Consider the following 15,250-nt stretch of genomic DNA (forward strand, 5'->3'; position numbering starts at 1 on the left):
CCGTTTTGTCTTCAAACGGTACGGAGGTTTGCGATGTACACCCGGCGTTGTTGGATGCTTGGATCCGCCTTGTTGGCTCTGCACGGTGTGTCGCCCTTGGCGTGGGCGCAGACCGGCGCCCGGGGGGCCGATCTGCGCTTGTTGATCGGTAAAGCCACCCGGCTGTCGGTGCTGTCAGACCGCGTGACACGTTGCCAGGTGCAGCGTGTCCTGGGCGTGCTTGCGCAGCGTGCCGAACGCCAGCTGGAAGATACCCGGCGCGAAGTGCGTGATTTCATGGCCGAATTGGCTGCGGCCAGCGTGTCGGCCGATGCCAAGAGATTGCTGCATGTGGCGGTGGATGCGTACGGTGCGTTCCTGAAAAAATCCCAAGACCTGGATGTTTCCAAAACCGACGGTTTGGTGGCCTTTGCGCAAGAGGCCGATGGGGTGGGCGACAAAATGGATGCACTGGTCACCGCCTTGGTGGCGGAGTCGGGGCAGTCGATGGGGCAGGTGCTGGCCACCGCCGCCGAACTGCAGCGGCTGACCCAACACACGGCGGTGCACTTTCTGATGGCCAGCGCGGGTATTCAAGTTGCTGAGCAGCTCAAGGAGGTCGAAGTGGCCCGCAAAAGCTTCAGCGACAAATTGCAAGGCTTGCAAACGGCGGAGCTCAAGAACCCGGCCATAGAAACCCAGCTGCAGCTGCTGGGCCCGCAGTGGTTGTTGATGTCCAACGCACTGAGGCACCCCGGGCGCGAGTTGAAAACCATGGAAAACATCAGCACGACCAGCGAACGCTTGTTGGAGGTCACCACCTCGCTGTACCGTTTGTACGATGCGGCTTTGAAGGCTTGATGGTTGTCAGCCTGCCCGGCAGTGGCATGGAGGTGTGTGAGAGACTGCAGCGCCCGCCAACCGGCGGCCTCAACCCGATGAAGCAACCCACCATGTCCGATTGGAAACACCTGCAAATGATCAAGGCCTCGGGCTGGCCGCTGGCGGCCGACGTGTTTGTGTCGGGCACCGACTTCAGCGCGCCGCTGGACGGCGGGCTGGTACCGCTGCACTGGGCCTGCGAGCATGGCAAGGCGGGGCTGCTTCAGTTCATGCTGGAGCACGGTGCCGACGTGGTTTCCACCACCGACAACGGCCAGGGCATGCTGGACTTGGCGATACGCTCCGGGAGCTTTCAGACGGTGATGCTGTTGATTGAGCGGCTCAAGGCCATGGCTGCACCGCCGCCCGACGAGGCGCTTGAAAAACGGCTGCATGCGGCGTTTGGCCGTGGGCACGCGAATGCCAAAAACCGTTTGCTGCAAGCGCTGAAGGACTGGGAACGCAAGCGCAGCGCCCCCGGTGTCAGCCGCAGCCGCCCATCATCTGCTGGGTGATGAAGCGCCAGTGGTCGGCGCTCACCGGGGTGATGGACAAACGGCTGCCGCGCTGCAGCACCACCATCTCGACCAGCTCGGGTGTGGTGCGCAGTTCGGGCAGGCCGATCAGCCGGGTTTTTTTCAGCGCTTGCACGTCCAGCAGCAGCCAGCGCGGCTTGTCGGCGGGTGACTTGGCGTCAAAGTAGGGCGATGCGGGGTCAAACTGCGTCGGGTCGGGCCGGGTGCCCGAGGCCACCTGGGCCAGACCCACAATGCCTGGCTCGGCGCAGCTGGAATGGTAGAAAAGCACGCCGTCGCCCACGCGCATGGCGTCGCGCATGAAGTTGCGTGCCTGGTAGTTGCGCACGCCGGTCCAGGCCACGGTGGCGTGGGGGGCGGCCAGCACGTCGTCTATGGAGCATTCGTCAGGCTCGGATTTCATCAACCAATAGGCGGTCATGGTGTCATGCGGTGTGGGGTGGTTTGGGCTGGCTGTGGGCGTTGGTACCACATGGCTTGCGTTTTCTGAAGGTCTTGGCTGAGTGTGCCACCCGGGCTGGCTGGTCCTGTCATGGGCTCAGCCTCTCAGGCCCAGGTGACACCCCCGGTCAGCGCTTGCTGAGCGAATCGCGGAAAATGAGCGCCAACGCTGTTTTTACCGAGGTTCCGTTTTGCCATTGCCCACACCCCAACCCCGCCAGCCCATGCACACCCGCCGCGTCGAATACCGGGGGTTTCAGCGCGACGATGGCCTGTGGGACATCGAAGGCGAAATGCACGACAGCAAACCCCATGCGTTTGAAATTGAAGGCGAGGGCGAATGGGCGCCGCACGAGGCGATTCACCACATGCACATCCGCGTGACGCTGGACGACGAGATGGTGATCCGCGACATCGCGGTGGCCATGGACGCCCACCCACACGACCCCTGCCCGCAGGCCATGCCGCCCATGCAGGGCTTGGTGGGCGAGACGCTGGGCCGGGGCTGGCGCAAAACCATCGAGCGCCATCTGGGCGGTGTGCAAGGCTGCACCCACCTGCGTGAACTGCTGTTCAACCTGGCCACGGCAGCGTTTCAGACCCGTTCGGCCTCGTTTGCCCCACCCGCCGACGGCCGCCCGCCCATGCACCTGGGCCAATGCCTGGCCTGGGACTTCAAAGGCCCGGTGGTGGAAAAGGTGTACCCCATGTTTTTCCGCTGGCAGCCGCCAGCAAAGTCCACTGCGGGCGAAGCGCAGACCTGACGCCGGCGGCGCTGGGCCGCCGCACAGGCGATCAATCCACCAGCGCCGCGTAAGCCAGCGTGCGAAACAGCAGCCGGTAGTGGTCGCGCTGGTTGGGGGCTTGTGTCATGAGGATGCCGAAGAAATCTTCGGCCGGGTCCACAAAGAAGGTGGTGCCCGCAATGCCGCCCCAGTGGTAGGTGCCCACCGAGCCGGGCATGGTGGCCAGGCCGGTGGCGGTGCGCACCGCAAACCCGAGGCCAAAGCCGTGGCCGGGCGGCAGCAGGGCGTCGTGGCTGGGGATGCTGCCCAGGTGGTCGGCGGTCATGAATTCCACCGTGCGCGGGCCCAGCAGGCGCGCACCGTCGAGCTCGCCACCGTCCAGCAGGCATTGCAGAAAACGCGCGTAGTCGGCGGTGGTGGACATCAGCCCGCCGCCGCCGCTTTCCATGGCAGGTGCCTTGCGTGGGTCCAGCACGCGCAGTGGCACGCCGCCGTCGGGGTCGTGTGCGAAGGGTTCGGCAATGCGGCCGTGATCGGCCTCGGGCACCACAAACGCGGTGTCCAGCATGCCCAGCGGCTCAAAAATGCATTCGCGCAGGTGCTGGCCCAGCGTCTGCCCGGTGACCACTTCCAGCAGCCGACCCAGCACGTCGGTGGCTCGGCTGTAGGCCCATTCGGTGCCCGGTTGCCGGAACAAGGGCAGGGCCGCCAGGGTGCGGCTGAACTCGGCGTTGCTGCGTTCGCGTGAGCCCACCTGGGCCTGCGCGTACAGCTGCTGCACGGGGGCCGTGCCCAGAAATTCGTAGGTGAGCCCGGCGGTGTGGCGCAGCAGGTCTTGCACCGTGGCCGGCTGGGCCACTGTCTGTAGCTGCAGCCCGTCTGGGGTTTCCACCGCCACCTGCTGACCGCTGAACTCGGGCAGGTACTTGTTCACCGGGTCGCTCAGCAGCAGGCGGCCTTGCTCCACCAGCATCATGGCCGCCACCGAGACCACGGGCTTGGTCATGGAATAGATGCGGAACACCGCGTCGCGGGCCATCGTGGCACCGGTGGCCGGGTCGCGCTGGCCCAGGCTCTCGAACAAGGCCACGCGGCCGTGCCGTGCCAGCAGCACCACGGCACCGGGCAGGCGGCCGCGGTCCACCTCGGCCTGCAGCGTCTGCACCAGGCGCTGGGTGCGTTCGGGGCACAAGCCCAGGTCGGCCGGTTCGGCCCGTGGCAATGGTGTGGGCATGGGTCAGTCTCCGTAGCGTTGGCGGGCCAGGGCGGCAAGTTTGGCCAGAGCCACTTCGCGGCTCATGGGGGCCAGGCTGTCGCCGCAGCGGTTGTTGCGAACCCCCATCTTGACCTTGTTCTCAAAGTCGATGCCTTGCACCGGCTCCGGAAAGCCGTGCACGAAATGCTGGTGCCACCGCTCGACCTTGCACTGGGGCCGGCGCTTTTCGGTCTCGGCCAGGCCGGCGGGCTGGGGCCGGCTGCCGGCAGTCGCGGTGTCGAACATGGGGTGTGTCTCCTGTGGCGGTGGGGCGCTTCAGCGGCATCTTAATCAGCACCGTGCCGTTGCGCCTGACGCGTTGGCGTCGGTCGGTTGGTTGTGCGGCCTGTCTTGCCCGCGCCAGGTGGGCACCGCCGCCGGGGCGACAATGCGCACATGGCCATACCGATCAACTCCGACACCGTTCACACGCCGCCTGTGCCTTCTGCCACCGTGATGGTGGTGCGCGATGGCCCTGGCGGGCTGGAGGTGCTGCTGGTGCGCCGCCATGGCAATTCGGGCGTGCTGGGCGGGGTGCATGTGTTTCCCGGCGGCAAGCTCGATGCCGCCGACCAGCAGGTGGACGCCGCCGTGCTTGACCAGCCGGCGCACACGCTGCTGCAGGCCTTGGGCGAGCCCGGCTTGGACCTGCCCACCGCCTTGGGCCTGCACGTGGCCGCGCTGCGCGAAACCTTTGAAGAATGTGGCCTCTTGCTGGGCCAGGGGGGCGCTGCGCCGGGCCTGGTGCAGCTGGTTCGCGCGCACACGCGGGCCGGCGCCGGGTTTGCTGTGGCGCTGCAGCAGCTGGGCCTGCCGCTGGCGGCTTCCAGCCTGGTGCCCTGGTCGCGCTGGATCACGCCACGCGTGCCATCGGTCACCAACAAGCGCTTTGACACCCGGTTTTTTGTGGCCGCCGCACCGCAGGGGCAAGCCGCCGAACACTGCACCTTTGAGGCCACCGAAGCCGTGTGGCTGCCGCCGCGCACCGGGCTGGAACGCTACTGGGCGGGCGAGATCGATCTGGCGCCGCCGCAGATCATGACGCTGAGCCAGTTCAGCCGGCTGGGCAGTGTGGCCCAGGTGCTGGCCGCCGCGCGCAGCCGCCCACCCGCGCTGATCGCGCCCGAGCCGTTTGACGAAGCCGGTTGCCGCGTGATTTGTTACCCCGGTGACCCGCGCCACAGCGTGCCCGAACGGGTGTGGCCAGGCCCCACGCGGCTGATCTACCGCAACCAGCGGTTTGAGGCCGACGGCGGGCTGGCGGCGTTGCTGGCTTGAGCGGGCGGGTTCTGCACAAGAAACAACGCGCCGGGCCGGCGCGTTTTCAGGTTCATTGGCAGACGAAACTGCTGGCTGTTTCCAGGCTGCCACTGCCCTTGTAGCGGGCCACTTTCGGGTAAGTGCAGAGTGGGCGTGTGCGATCGGCGGCCCAGCCGGCGGGCAGATCGGGGTTCACACCACCGGCGTTGCCTGCACCGCGCGCGCTGGCCACGATCTCGGCCGGGGCCACGCCTTTTTCGACCCAGTTCACCAGCGGGGTGAGCATGTCGAACTGGTCGGTGGCCGGGCCGCCCGAGCAGTGGCCCATGCCCGGAACGCGGTAGAAGCTGGCGAAGTTGTCGCCCGTGTTCTGCACCACGCCCTTGTACCAAGCCTCGCTGTCGTTGACCGAGAAGATCGAATCGCTGACGCCGTGGTAGACCATGATCTTGCCGCCGCGGTTGCGCAAGCCCTTCATGTTGGTGGCGTCAGGCGGCGTCATGAACGACATGGCCGACTCGGTGTAGGTCGTCGAGGTGCTTCGCATGGCCGCATAGAGGTCATCGATGTTGGTCGTCAGTGAGAAGGTCACCGGATTGAACGTGGCAGGGTCGGCCGGTGTGGGGTTGAAAATGATGCCGGTTGCGCCGGAGTCCAGATTCGTGGAGGCAAAGAACTCCCAGAATGCAATGCCCGAGCCCACAGGACTCCCGCCGGCCGCCACCGGGTTGGCGCCAGCGCTGAAACCAGGATCGAAGGGAAAGCTGGAATAGATCAAGGTGCCGTTGCTGGTCTTTGGGCCACTGAAGACCGTTTTCAACACGGATTTCTGGTTGGCGCTGAGGCAAGTGCCATCGCGTCCGCCCAGGCAAGTCGGCAGATCGGCATCAGGATCGAACGCTGTCTGACATGCCGCCACGTCTTGCACCATGCCATCGGCTGCGCTGTCCAGCGCATCGCATTTCGCCAGAATCTTGGTGGCGACCAGTTGGCGCTCTGTATTGCTGAACGCGGTGGCCAGGTCAATCTGGCTGGTGACCGGCGAGACGGTTGCCAGCGTTTCATACAGGCGCGCACCCGCCAGGTTGGCGGTGGCGGCCAGAGGCAGGTTGTAGCCCGGCGCACCCGCCAGAATGCCGTCGTAGTCGGCAAAGTAACGCGCAGCGGCCACCATGGCATGGCGCCCGCCGTTGGAGCAGCCGGCGAAGTAGGAGCGATCGGGCCCCTTGCCGTAGGTGAGCTGGATGGCCTGCTTGGCCATGGGCGTGAGCTTGCCGACGGCTTGGTAGCCGTAATCCAGCCGTGCCTGCGGATCGACACCGAAGGCCGGCGTGGCGCCGCTGTGGCCGGCGTCGGAGCTGAGCACCGCAAAGCCCTGCGCCAGTGCATGGGTCAATGGGCCGCCGCCGGTGGAGCCGGTGGCCGTGACCACCGCGCCGTCGATGCCGCCGTTGCCCTGGTGCAGGAAGCGGCCGTTCCAGTTCTTGGGCAGGCGAACCTCGAAGCCAATGGCATAGGTCTGGCCATCCACGGTGCTGGTGCGCTCGTGCATCTTGCCGGTGACGCGACAGTGTTCGGCCACCGCTTGTCCGCCCACCGTCAGGACGCCGGCCGCCACGGTTTCAGCCAATGTGATCTGTGTGTTGGCCAACCCCGCGAACGCGGTCTGCAGGCTGGCGCAGTCGCCTGTGAAGGCGGCGCTGGTGGCTGCCGCCAGTTGGGGGATCGTGGGGGTCACAGGCAGCGTATCGCCACCGCCGCAGGCCACCAGCAGGGTGGTTGCAGCCAGTGCGACGCTGGAGCGCACGGGATGTGCGGAACGTAAGGGCATGGTGTCTCCTCGGAAGGAATGGGTTTCATGGCCGCGAATGCCGCGGTGCTCTGATGGCGAAATTAGTTTATCGAATTAAGTAAAAAAGAGGATGAGGGTAAATCCGAGTCGCGCCCCTACAGCCATCCAGTGCGGGTCTGTGAGCCAGCCATGGGCCGTGGTCCATCCGGTTTCATAATGAACGCATGAAACACCCAGAGTCCAGCACCAGCAAAGCCAGTCAGACACCCAGAGCACGGTTGGAAGAAGGCGCGCTGCGCCAGTTGCTGGGGTACCAGCTGGCGCAGGCCAGCATCGTCACCAATGGCGCCTTCAGCCAGCAGGTGGCCAAGGCATTCGGACTGGGCAAAGTGGAGTTCACATTGCTTTATTTGGTGAAGCAAAATGCCTCGGTCACCGCTTCCCGGCTGGCGCGCGCCCTGAACGTCACCATGCCCGCCATCACGGTGTGGATGGTCAAGCTGGAGCAGCGGGGCCTGGTGTCGCGCGAGCGCAGCGCCACCGACGGCCGTTCGCAGCACTTTGGTGTCACGCCCGAAGGTTCTGTCCTGGTGTCGCGCGGGATGGAGGCCTTGCTGGACGCTGAAAACCAGGCGCTCGGTCACCTCTCGGCGGCGGAGCAAGCGATGCTGCTGGAGTTGCTTCACAAGGTGGCCTTGCACCGCCCCGCCTGAGAGACTGACTTCACCGGCTCTACCCGGGGCGGGGCGGCCCTGCAGGCCGAGGCCCACGCCCGCCTGCGGTTCGCTGAGCGCGCGACGTGTGCCAGCGCGGTGGGGCCCATCGTCCGTGGGTCCGCCAGCGCACAGACGGACCCGGTTTCCCTGGTTAAGGTCCTCCCATGCACCGTGTCGTCGGCGCGCCGCAGCCATTGCGCACGCCAGACGCCCTGGCGCCTGTTCATCTCTTCTTTCTGCCACACCTGGGGCTCCCATGAAAACACGCACACCCTTTCTTTTTCTGACCGTTGGCCTGGCGGCTGCGTTGGCTGTGGGCTGCAACAAAGCCATAGAAGCACCGCCCGCCGTGGTGCCCGACATCACCTTGGGCACCCAGGTGGACGACACCGTGATCACCTCCGGTGTTCGATCGGCGCTGATGTCCGACGACCTGGTCAAAAGCATGGATCTGCAGGTGGAGACCCGCAAGGGTGTGGTGAAACTCAGCGGCTTTGTGGACAGCCAAGGGCAGATCGATCAGGCGGTGGCTGTTGCGCTCAGCGTGGCGGGGGTGACCGAGGTTGAAAACGGCATCAGCCTCAAGGGTGTCCCGACCACCGTGGGTGAAAAAATTGACGACACCGTGGTCACCACCCGCGTGAAAACGGCGTTGCTGGCCGACCCCGATATCAAGAGTTTTGACATCAGTGTGCTCACCTTCAACGGCGAAGTGCAGCTCAGCGGTTTCGTGAACAACCAGGGCCAGATCGACCAGGCTGTGCGCATTGCCAGCGCGACCGAAGGCGCGACGGGTGTCAAAAACGAGCTGACGATCAAGCAATAAAACCCGCGAACGAAACCCGCGCTCTTATCCGCCAAACCGTTGCAAGGAACCCACCCCATGACACAGCACACCCTCACCGACGTGGCCACCCTGCGCGAGCAGGCCCGCAAGCACCTCGGACGCGGCGCCGTCACCGCCGGCTACAGCGCCGACCGCAGCCGCGTGCTCAAGATGCTGAACGAAGCGCTGGCCACCGAAATCGTGTGCGTGTTGCGCTACCGGCGCCACCATTTCATGGCGCGCGGCATCCACGGCCAGAGCGTGGGCGCAGAATTTCTGGTTCATTCGATCGAAGAGCAAGGCCATGCCGACCAGCTCGCCGCACGCATCGTGCAATTGGGTGGCGAGCCCGACTTTTCGCCCGACAGCCTGAGCGCCCGCAGCCATGCCGAATACGTGGCTGGCGAAACGCTGGTGGAAATGATCCAGGAAAACCTGGTGGCCGAACGCATCGCCATTGACAGCTACCGCGACATGATCCAGTACCTGGGCAGCGACGACCCCACCACCAGCGTGCTGCTCAAGCAGATCCTGGCGGTGGAAGAAGAGCATGCCGACGAACTGGCCGACCTGCTCGAAGGCCTGCCGAACACCTGAGCCCAGAGCCCGAAGGGTTGCGCTGCGCAACCCTGGGTTTTGGTCGGAGGTTTCTCGGGAACCTGGCGCACACGGGCGCATCCAGTGATCATCTGTTCACACACACGGAGACGCCCATGCCCAAGCCACCCGCCGCAGCCACCCACCAGCCCCGCAAACCCCTGGCGCGTGCCTTCGCCGCTGCGCTGGTCGGCGCACTGGCCTGGGGCACCGCGCTGGCGCAGGCCAGCCGCGTGACCACCGAGGTGGTGGCCAGCGGCCTGCAAAACCCCTGGGCCGTGGCCTTTCTGGGCGACGGCCGCATGCTGGTGACCGAGCGGCCCGGGCGCCTGCGCGTGGTGGGGCCCAACGGCACGCTGGGTGAGCCCGTGGCCGGTGTGCCCAAGGTGGACGCAGTGGGGCAGGGCGGCTTGCTGGACCTCATCACCGACCGCGACTTTGCGCGCAACCGGGTGCTGTATTTCTGCTTTTCCGAGCCCGCAGCCCAAGGCGCAGGCAACTCCACGGCGCTGGCCTCGGCCCGCCTGTCGGCCGACGCCACCCGGCTTGAAAACGTCCAGGTCATCTTCAGCCAGCAGCCCAAGGTCAGCAGCCGGCTGCACTTTGGCTGCCGCTTGGTGCAAGCGGCCGATGGCAGCCTGTTTTTAACGCTGGGCGACCGCTATCACCGCATGAACGACGCCCAGACGCTGGACAACCACCACGGCAAGGTGGTGCGGGTGCGGCCCGATGGCAGTGCCCACCCCGACAACCCATTTCGCAACCGCCCCGGTGCCCTGCCCGAAATCTGGAGCCTGGGCCACCGCAACCCGCAAGGCGCCACGCTCGGGCCCGACGGCCGTCTGTGGACCAGCGAGCACGGGCCGCAGGGCGGCGACGAAATCAACCGACCCGAGGCCGGTAAAAACTACGGCTGGCCCGTCATCACCTACGGCGAAAACTACGGCGGCGGCGCCATTGGCCAGGGCCTGACGGAAAAGCCCGGCATGGAACAACCGCTGCACCAATGGACACCGTCCATCGCCCCGGCGGGCATGGCCTTTGTCACCAGCGAACGTTACGGCAAAGCCTGGCAAGGCAGCTTGCTGGTGGGCGCGCTCAAGTTTCGCTACCTGGCGCGGCTGGAGCTGGACGGCACCCGCGTGGTGAAAGAAGACAAGCTGCTGCCCGACCTGGGCCAGCGCGTGCGCGACGTGCGCGAGGGCCCCGACGGCTTCATCTATGTGCTGACCGACGACCGCAACGGCCAGTTGCTGCGCCTGCTGCCCCGGTAAAACCCGCAGGGCCAGCCTGAAAGAAAAACGCCGGTGGTGCGACACACAGAGGCGTGCCCGACCACCGGGCGGCTGATGCACCCGACGACAGGCCGCGCTGAACAAATGCCTCGTGGTGCGCGCCTGCGGGGTGGCTGGTTCACCGTGGCCTAAACTACTCCCTGGTGTATCCCTACCGTCCCGTTCACCGCATGCCCTCAAGCCCCCGCACACTGCTGCTCTTCAACTACGACTGGGACGCCGTCGGCCACCGCCGCGCTGGCGCCGCGCAAGGCATGGCCTTTGACGAAGCGGGTTTTGACCTGTTCTCGTTCCCCAGCAACGCCCGCCTGGCCTGGTTTGACATGGAGCGCTTTGTGCAGCGCCTGGCCCGCCAGGCCCCGGCCAGGGGCTGGACGGCGGTCACCTCCAACCACGAACAATTTGGCGCCCTGGCCGCTGCTTTGCTGGCCGAGCGCATGGGCTGGCCCGGCACGCCCGTGGCCGCCATCCTGGCCTGCCAGCACAAACTGCACGCGCGCCAGGTGCTGCAGCGCGTCGCGCCCGAGGCCAATCTTGACTTCGCCTTGCTCGACGCCGAATACGGCGCGCCCATTCCCAGCGGCATTGCCTACCCGCGCTTTGTCAAACCGGTGAAGGCGGCTTTTTCGGTGCTGGCGCGCACCGTAGACAGCCATGCCGAACTGCACCGCCACACCCGTTTTGGCGCCTGGGAGCTGTGGGTCATTCGCCGCCTGGTGGAACCGTTTGAACGCATGGCGCAGCAGCGCCTGGGGCCGGGTCTGCCCAGCGCGCACCGCATGCTGCTGGAAGCGCCGGTGCAGGCCGACCAGTTCAACCTGGACGGCTATGCCTTTGGCGGTGACGTGCACGCCATCGGCGTGGTGGACGCGGTGATGTACCCCGGCACCCAGGCCTTCATGCGCTTTGAACTGCCCAGCAAACTGCCGGCCAACGTGCAGGCCCGCGCGCTCGACGTGGCCCGGCGCTTTCTGCAAGCCGTGGGCTTTACCCACGGCCTGTTCAACATGGAATTTTTTTACGACGCCGCCACCGACCGGCTCACCGTGATCGAGTTCAACCCGCGCATGGCCGCGCAGTTTTCAGACCTGTACCTGCGCGTGCAGGGGCTGGACTTGCACGCCGTCTCGCTGGCGCTGGCCCACGGGCACAACCCGGCCAGCGTGGCGCGCACAGCGCCCACGGCGGGTGCCGCCGCCAGCTTTGTCTACCGCGTGTTCGACGCGCAACAACCCGTGACCATGCCCGACACCGCGCGCCAGCAAGCCCTGGCCCAAGCCTTTCCCGACGCGCTTCTGTTCGCCTACCCCAAGCCACGCGGCTCCATGGCGCGCGACTTCAAATGGCTCGGCAGCTACCGCTACGGCATCTTGCACCTGGGCGGGCGCGACACCGCCGACCTGCACCAGCGCTGCACCACCGCCAGCGCGCTGCTGGGCTGGCCCGCCCCCTGCCCGGAACCTGCGACACCCCGCCTGGCTCTTACCGCCGTTCCCGCCCCGCAACAACCCCCGCAGCACCAGCCGCTTCCCGCGATGCCCACCACCGAGACCTCCCCATGAACACCTTCGCTCTTCACCACCTGCAACGCCCGCTGGTGGCCCTTTCGTTGTCGCTCGGTCTGCTGTCGCTCGCCGGTTGCAGCGCCATGTCGGCCCAAAACCCGTCGTCCGCGCTCAAACCCGTCAACGCGGTCGAGATGCCGCCCGATGCGCGCGTCATGCTCCAAGGCGCCGACGTGGTGGCCTACTTCACCCAAAACACCTACGCGCAAGGCAACCCCGCCTTCAAAAGCAGCTACGAAGGCGTGAGCTTTTACTTTGCCAGTGCCGAACACAAAGCCGCGTTTGACCAGGCGCCTGCGCGCTACCTGCCGCAGTACGGCGGCTACTGCGCCAACGGCGTGGTCTATGGCATTCCGTGGGGTGGCGACGCCGACACCTGGAAACTGATCGACGGCAAGCTCTACATCTTTGGCGGCCAAGGCAGCAAAGACGCCTTTGAGCTGGATGAAAAAGCCAACCTCGCGCTCGCCGAAAAATACTGGAACGAAGAAGTCAAAGGCAGCAACAGCTTTGCGCAACGCGCCAAGCGCCTGGTGCTGCGCGTGCCGCACTACCAAAGCGGCGAAGCCCTGGCCAAAGCCGTGGCCGAAGCCAAAGCGCGCCAACCCTGACACCACCACCACACCCGCCGCCATGCCATTACCGCGCCGCCACTTCTTGCTGGCCGCTGGCGCGGCAGGCTTGGCGGGTTGCAGCTTCAGGCCCGACCAAGATCACAACGGCCCCGACGCACCGCGCGCCCAAGCCCTGCGCCAGCCGGTGCGCACCGCCTGGGTGTTCAGCTCGGGCGGGCCGCGCGGCTTCGTGCATGTGGGCGTGCTCAAAGCCCTGGAAGAACTCGGCCTGGTGCCCGACCTCATCGTCGGTGCCTCGGTCGGCGCGCTGGTGGGCAGCCTGTGCGCTTCAGGCCTGAGCGCCACCGAAATAGAAACCCTCGCGCTTGACGTGCAGCCGCTGGCGCTCGCCCGCATCGCCGTGGGTGCGGCCGAGCGCTTGAGCGGCACCGCCATCGCAGAACTGGTGCGCCAGCACAGCCGCGTGCAGCTGCTGGAGCGCATGCCCGTGCCCATGGCCTGTGTGGCAGCCCGCCGCACCGACGGCGTTGCCGTGGCCTTCACCGCGGGCGACGTGGGCCTGGCGGTGCAAGCGTCCAGCGCCATCGAAGGCCAGTTTGCGCCCGTGCGCATCCGTGGCCAGCAACACATAGACGCCGACTGGACCACGCCCCTGCCCGTGCGCGTGGCCCGGGCGCTGGGCGCGCAGCGCGTGCTGGCGGTAGACGCCACCGCCCACCTTGACCGCACCCCACCCGGCGCCGAACGCTACCGCGCAAGCGACCTGCGCAAACAAGCGTTGGTGCAAGCCGACGCACAACATGCCCACCTGCTGCTCAAGCCCGATTTCGGATACTGGGTCAGCCTGTCCCGCGAATTTCGGCAGCGGGCGATAGCAGCGGGCTACCAGGCGACGATGGCACAGGCGGCGGCGCTGCGGGTGTTGCATGTCGAGGTCGTGTGATTTAGAACAGCCGCGGATTGAATTTGAAGTCCGCATCTTCGACCACCACCCGGATTCCAGCGTAGTCCTGGTGCGCTGGATTGAGAAGAAGGTTCCGCTCTCGCGGCTCGACTGCAGACGGAATCCAAAGTCCCAGCGAGGCCCCGGACTTCAACCAGCGCAAGCCCACTTTCTGTGTGTAGGCCTCATCGTTGCGCCAGCGGGCCTCAAGTCCCAGATCGTTTTCGGCGTCCTGAGTGACCGACGTTGTTGGCAACTCCAATCGAATCAACGCCTGCATGATGGGGGCGACGCCGTTCGCGTGGACACGTTTTTCCAGTTGTGCCAGCGCGCGAGAAGAGCCTGCATAAACAACGGGCAGTCCGGTCGGCGGCGGCAGGTGCCACCGGCCCGGGCCAAGCGTTGAGCCATAGGGCAGCGCGGAGAGACGCAAATCCCCGTTGAAGCCAATTCTCCAAACCGCCAAGGTCAAGCCACACCGCCGTACTTCAGGCCTGCCAACATACCGCGCACCTTTTGCGCCCCGAACTCGTTGTCGGCGAACGCTGCGGGCGTCATGTCGTCCAGCGACGGGTGTGGCTTGTGCAGCCATTTGTGCGCCTGATCCACATCACCGAACACCTCGGTGGCCAACAGCTGCAGCTGCATGGTGCGCAAGATCTGCTCAACCGTGGCCCCGGGCAACTGCTTGTTGCCTCGTGCCCAACGCCACAGACTGACCCCGTTCGTGTTGAGCGCTCCGCTCAAATCCTCTTTCCGAGACAGTCCAAAGAGGCCAACCAACTCGGCAACGTGTCCAGCTCGCACACCGGTACGAATCAAGCGAGATGCCCGCGCACTGTCCAAGAACGGGGTTGTGTCCTGTTCCACGAAGATGTGTCGGCCCATATCGGATGCCTCTGGCGGGGTCGAGTCAGCGAGCCAGGCGCTGAACTTGCGAGCCAAATCAATGGCAGGCGCCGGTGCGTGTGCTGGGGTGGCGAGCATAAAAAATCTTTCAAACGGAATGATCCGGTAGAGCAACTGTAATGAGCACCACCAGGGAGGTCAACTTGGAGGGCGTTCGAAGGCTCGATAGCCATGCGGCGGAAAAAACGAACAGGCACGCAGGATGAAGGGGAGCGGATATCACTGCCGCATGGCCCTGAGAAGCCCGCTCGAGTGGATATAAGCCTGTCGCGTCTATCTGACGGAATTCGGCCATGAAATCCCGTTGAATCAAGCGAAGCGAAGGCCAGCTTCAGGTTGGTTGCTGCCTGTGACTTTGTACGCCTGAATGTCGGCAGCCGAGGTAACCTGCCATTCAAGGATGGAAGGGTCAACCGACCGCAGCATAACCGTCACCGGTCACTCAACAAAGGCCAGCCTGTTCGCGCGTCGAGAAAGCTGTGCACGACCGTTTGTCCTCGTCAAGCGAACCGCCCACGGAGGTGCTTGCCCGTGCCGCCCTTCAACTCGCTACGGTCGATGAGCTTGCTTCGGAACTGGAAGTCCCTATCAATGCGGACGATCAGTAGCTGCTCAAAGTTGTCCTGGCTTTTGACCAATACGATGTCGCTGGCCTTCTCGGGCGAGATGGTCTTCACCTCACCAAGCTTGCCGTCAATCGTTCCGTCTGACCCGGGCGCGTGAGTCACATGGCGGCGAAGCCCAAACTTGATCTCCGCGTAGATTTCTCCCAGTTCGCCCCAGACCTGCAGGTAAGTCAGACCATACAAATAGTCCACCTCAAAAATCCATCTTGAATTTCCCGCCAAAGTTGGCAAAGACATGATCCACAGCCTGCTCAAGCTCCTCCTTGCTGCGCCGCTTGAGCGCCAGCCAGCGATGCTTCATCAGCCG

17 protein-coding genes and 1 pseudogene are annotated in these 15,250 nt (G+C 65.5%); 11 read left to right on the forward strand and 7 right to left on the reverse strand.

The genetic code is table 11. The annotated features are described in order from the left end of the window. Window positions 1-54: 54 nt before the first annotated feature. Complete coding sequence (locus tag Q7J58_RS01070) at window positions 55-840, forward strand: hypothetical protein (RefSeq protein ID WP_304822168.1); 786 nt, start codon at window positions 55-57, stop codon at window positions 838-840. Between the two features lie 92 nt (window positions 841-932). Beyond that, window positions 933-1,376, forward strand: a complete 444-nt coding sequence (locus Q7J58_RS01075) for an ankyrin repeat domain-containing protein (protein WP_304822171.1) — start codon at window positions 933-935, stop codon at window positions 1,374-1,376. On the opposite strand, the gene Q7J58_RS01080 is transcribed toward Q7J58_RS01075, so the two are convergent. Continuing rightward, window positions 1,345-1,818: an EVE domain-containing protein gene (locus Q7J58_RS01080; RefSeq protein ID WP_304822174.1), complete on the reverse strand. Its 474-nt coding sequence runs from the start codon at window positions 1,816-1,818 to the stop codon at window positions 1,345-1,347. The two genes, Q7J58_RS01075 and Q7J58_RS01080, sit on opposite strands and share 32 nt — an antisense overlap. 244 nt (window positions 1,819-2,062) lie before the next feature. Here Q7J58_RS01080 and Q7J58_RS01085 point away from each other — a divergent pair, with 244 nt between their 5' ends. Then, window positions 2,063-2,602, forward strand: coding sequence for a DUF2889 domain-containing protein (locus Q7J58_RS01085; RefSeq protein ID WP_304822176.1), 540 nt, complete (start codon window positions 2,063-2,065; stop codon window positions 2,600-2,602). A 31-nt stretch (window positions 2,603-2,633) separates the two neighbouring features. On the opposite strand, the gene Q7J58_RS01090 is transcribed toward Q7J58_RS01085, so the two are convergent. Both Q7J58_RS01090 and Q7J58_RS01095 read right to left on the reverse strand, forming a co-directional pair. Further along, window positions 2,634-3,818, reverse strand: coding sequence for a serine hydrolase domain-containing protein (locus tag Q7J58_RS01090; RefSeq protein WP_304822178.1), 1,185 nt, complete (start codon window positions 3,816-3,818; stop codon window positions 2,634-2,636). A gap of 66 nt (window positions 3,819-3,884) precedes the next feature. Then, window positions 3,885-4,085 (reverse strand): annotated as a pseudogene (locus Q7J58_RS01095) (methionine synthase); the annotation flags it as partial. Window positions 4,086-4,235: 150 nt separating this feature from the next. Here Q7J58_RS01095 and Q7J58_RS01100 point away from each other — a divergent pair. After that, on the forward strand, window positions 4,236-5,117 hold the full coding sequence (locus Q7J58_RS01100; RefSeq protein WP_304822181.1) for an NUDIX hydrolase: 882 nt from the start codon (window positions 4,236-4,238) through the stop codon (window positions 5,115-5,117). Between the two features lie 52 nt (window positions 5,118-5,169). Here Q7J58_RS01100 and Q7J58_RS01105 read toward each other — a convergent pair whose 3' ends face one another. Then, window positions 5,170-6,930: a tannase/feruloyl esterase family alpha/beta hydrolase gene (locus tag Q7J58_RS01105; protein WP_304822183.1), complete on the reverse strand. Its 1,761-nt coding sequence runs from the start codon at window positions 6,928-6,930 to the stop codon at window positions 5,170-5,172. A 185-nt stretch (window positions 6,931-7,115) separates the two neighbouring features. Between Q7J58_RS01105 and Q7J58_RS01110 the strand changes: the two genes are divergently transcribed. The 7 genes from Q7J58_RS01110 to Q7J58_RS01140 all read left to right on the forward strand — a co-directional run bounded on the left by Q7J58_RS01110 (window position 7,116) and on the right by Q7J58_RS01140 (window position 13,408). Then, a complete protein-coding gene (locus Q7J58_RS01110; protein ID WP_304822186.1) occupies window positions 7,116-7,604 on the forward strand; it encodes a MarR family transcriptional regulator in 489 nt (162 codons plus the stop codon). Between the two features lie 259 nt (window positions 7,605-7,863). Next, complete coding sequence (locus tag Q7J58_RS01115) at window positions 7,864-8,433, forward strand: BON domain-containing protein (protein WP_304822189.1); 570 nt, start codon at window positions 7,864-7,866, stop codon at window positions 8,431-8,433. 57 nt (window positions 8,434-8,490) lie between these two features. Further along, entirely contained in the window at window positions 8,491-9,030 is a 540-nt protein-coding gene (locus Q7J58_RS01120) for a ferritin-like domain-containing protein (RefSeq protein ID WP_304822192.1), read from the forward strand. A 116-nt stretch (window positions 9,031-9,146) separates the two neighbouring features. Then, entirely contained in the window at window positions 9,147-10,304 is a 1,158-nt protein-coding gene (locus Q7J58_RS01125; protein WP_304822195.1) for a PQQ-dependent sugar dehydrogenase, read from the forward strand. Between the two features lie 191 nt (window positions 10,305-10,495). After that, window positions 10,496-11,887 carry an ATP-grasp domain-containing protein gene (locus Q7J58_RS01130; protein ID WP_304822198.1) on the forward strand — a complete coding sequence of 464 codons (1,392 nt, stop codon included), beginning with the start codon at window positions 10,496-10,498 and terminating at the stop codon, window positions 11,885-11,887. Continuing rightward, on the forward strand, window positions 11,884-12,501 hold the full coding sequence (locus Q7J58_RS01135; RefSeq protein ID WP_304822201.1) for a YHS domain-containing (seleno)protein: 618 nt from the start codon (window positions 11,884-11,886) through the stop codon (window positions 12,499-12,501). The genes Q7J58_RS01130 and Q7J58_RS01135 overlap by 4 nt, the downstream gene beginning before the upstream one ends. A gap of 22 nt (window positions 12,502-12,523) precedes the next feature. Continuing rightward, window positions 12,524-13,408 (forward strand): patatin-like phospholipase family protein, encoded by an 885-nt coding sequence (locus Q7J58_RS01140; RefSeq protein ID WP_304822203.1) that lies wholly within the window; start codon window positions 12,524-12,526, stop codon window positions 13,406-13,408. Between the two features lies 1 nt (window position 13,409). On the opposite strand, the gene Q7J58_RS01145 is transcribed toward Q7J58_RS01140, so the two are convergent. The 3 genes from Q7J58_RS01145 to Q7J58_RS01155 all read right to left on the reverse strand — a co-directional run bounded on the left by Q7J58_RS01145 (window position 13,410) and on the right by Q7J58_RS01155 (window position 15,135). After that, the gene (locus Q7J58_RS01145; protein ID WP_304822206.1) at window positions 13,410-13,880 is read right to left on the reverse strand and encodes an RES family NAD+ phosphorylase; all 471 of its coding nucleotides are present in this window, start codon (window positions 13,878-13,880) and stop codon (window positions 13,410-13,412) included. Next, window positions 13,877-14,155, reverse strand: a complete 279-nt coding sequence (locus tag Q7J58_RS01150; RefSeq protein ID WP_304822209.1) for an MbcA/ParS/Xre antitoxin family protein — start codon at window positions 14,153-14,155, stop codon at window positions 13,877-13,879. The genes Q7J58_RS01145 and Q7J58_RS01150 overlap by 4 nt, the downstream gene beginning before the upstream one ends. 662 nt (window positions 14,156-14,817) lie before the next feature. Continuing rightward, entirely contained in the window at window positions 14,818-15,135 is a 318-nt protein-coding gene (locus Q7J58_RS01155; protein WP_304822212.1) for a hypothetical protein, read from the reverse strand. Between the last annotated feature and the right edge of the window lie 115 nt (window positions 15,136-15,250).

The organism is Hydrogenophaga sp. (assembly GCF_030656115.1).
GTDB lineage: Bacteria > Pseudomonadota > Gammaproteobacteria > Burkholderiales > Burkholderiaceae_C > Hydrogenophaga.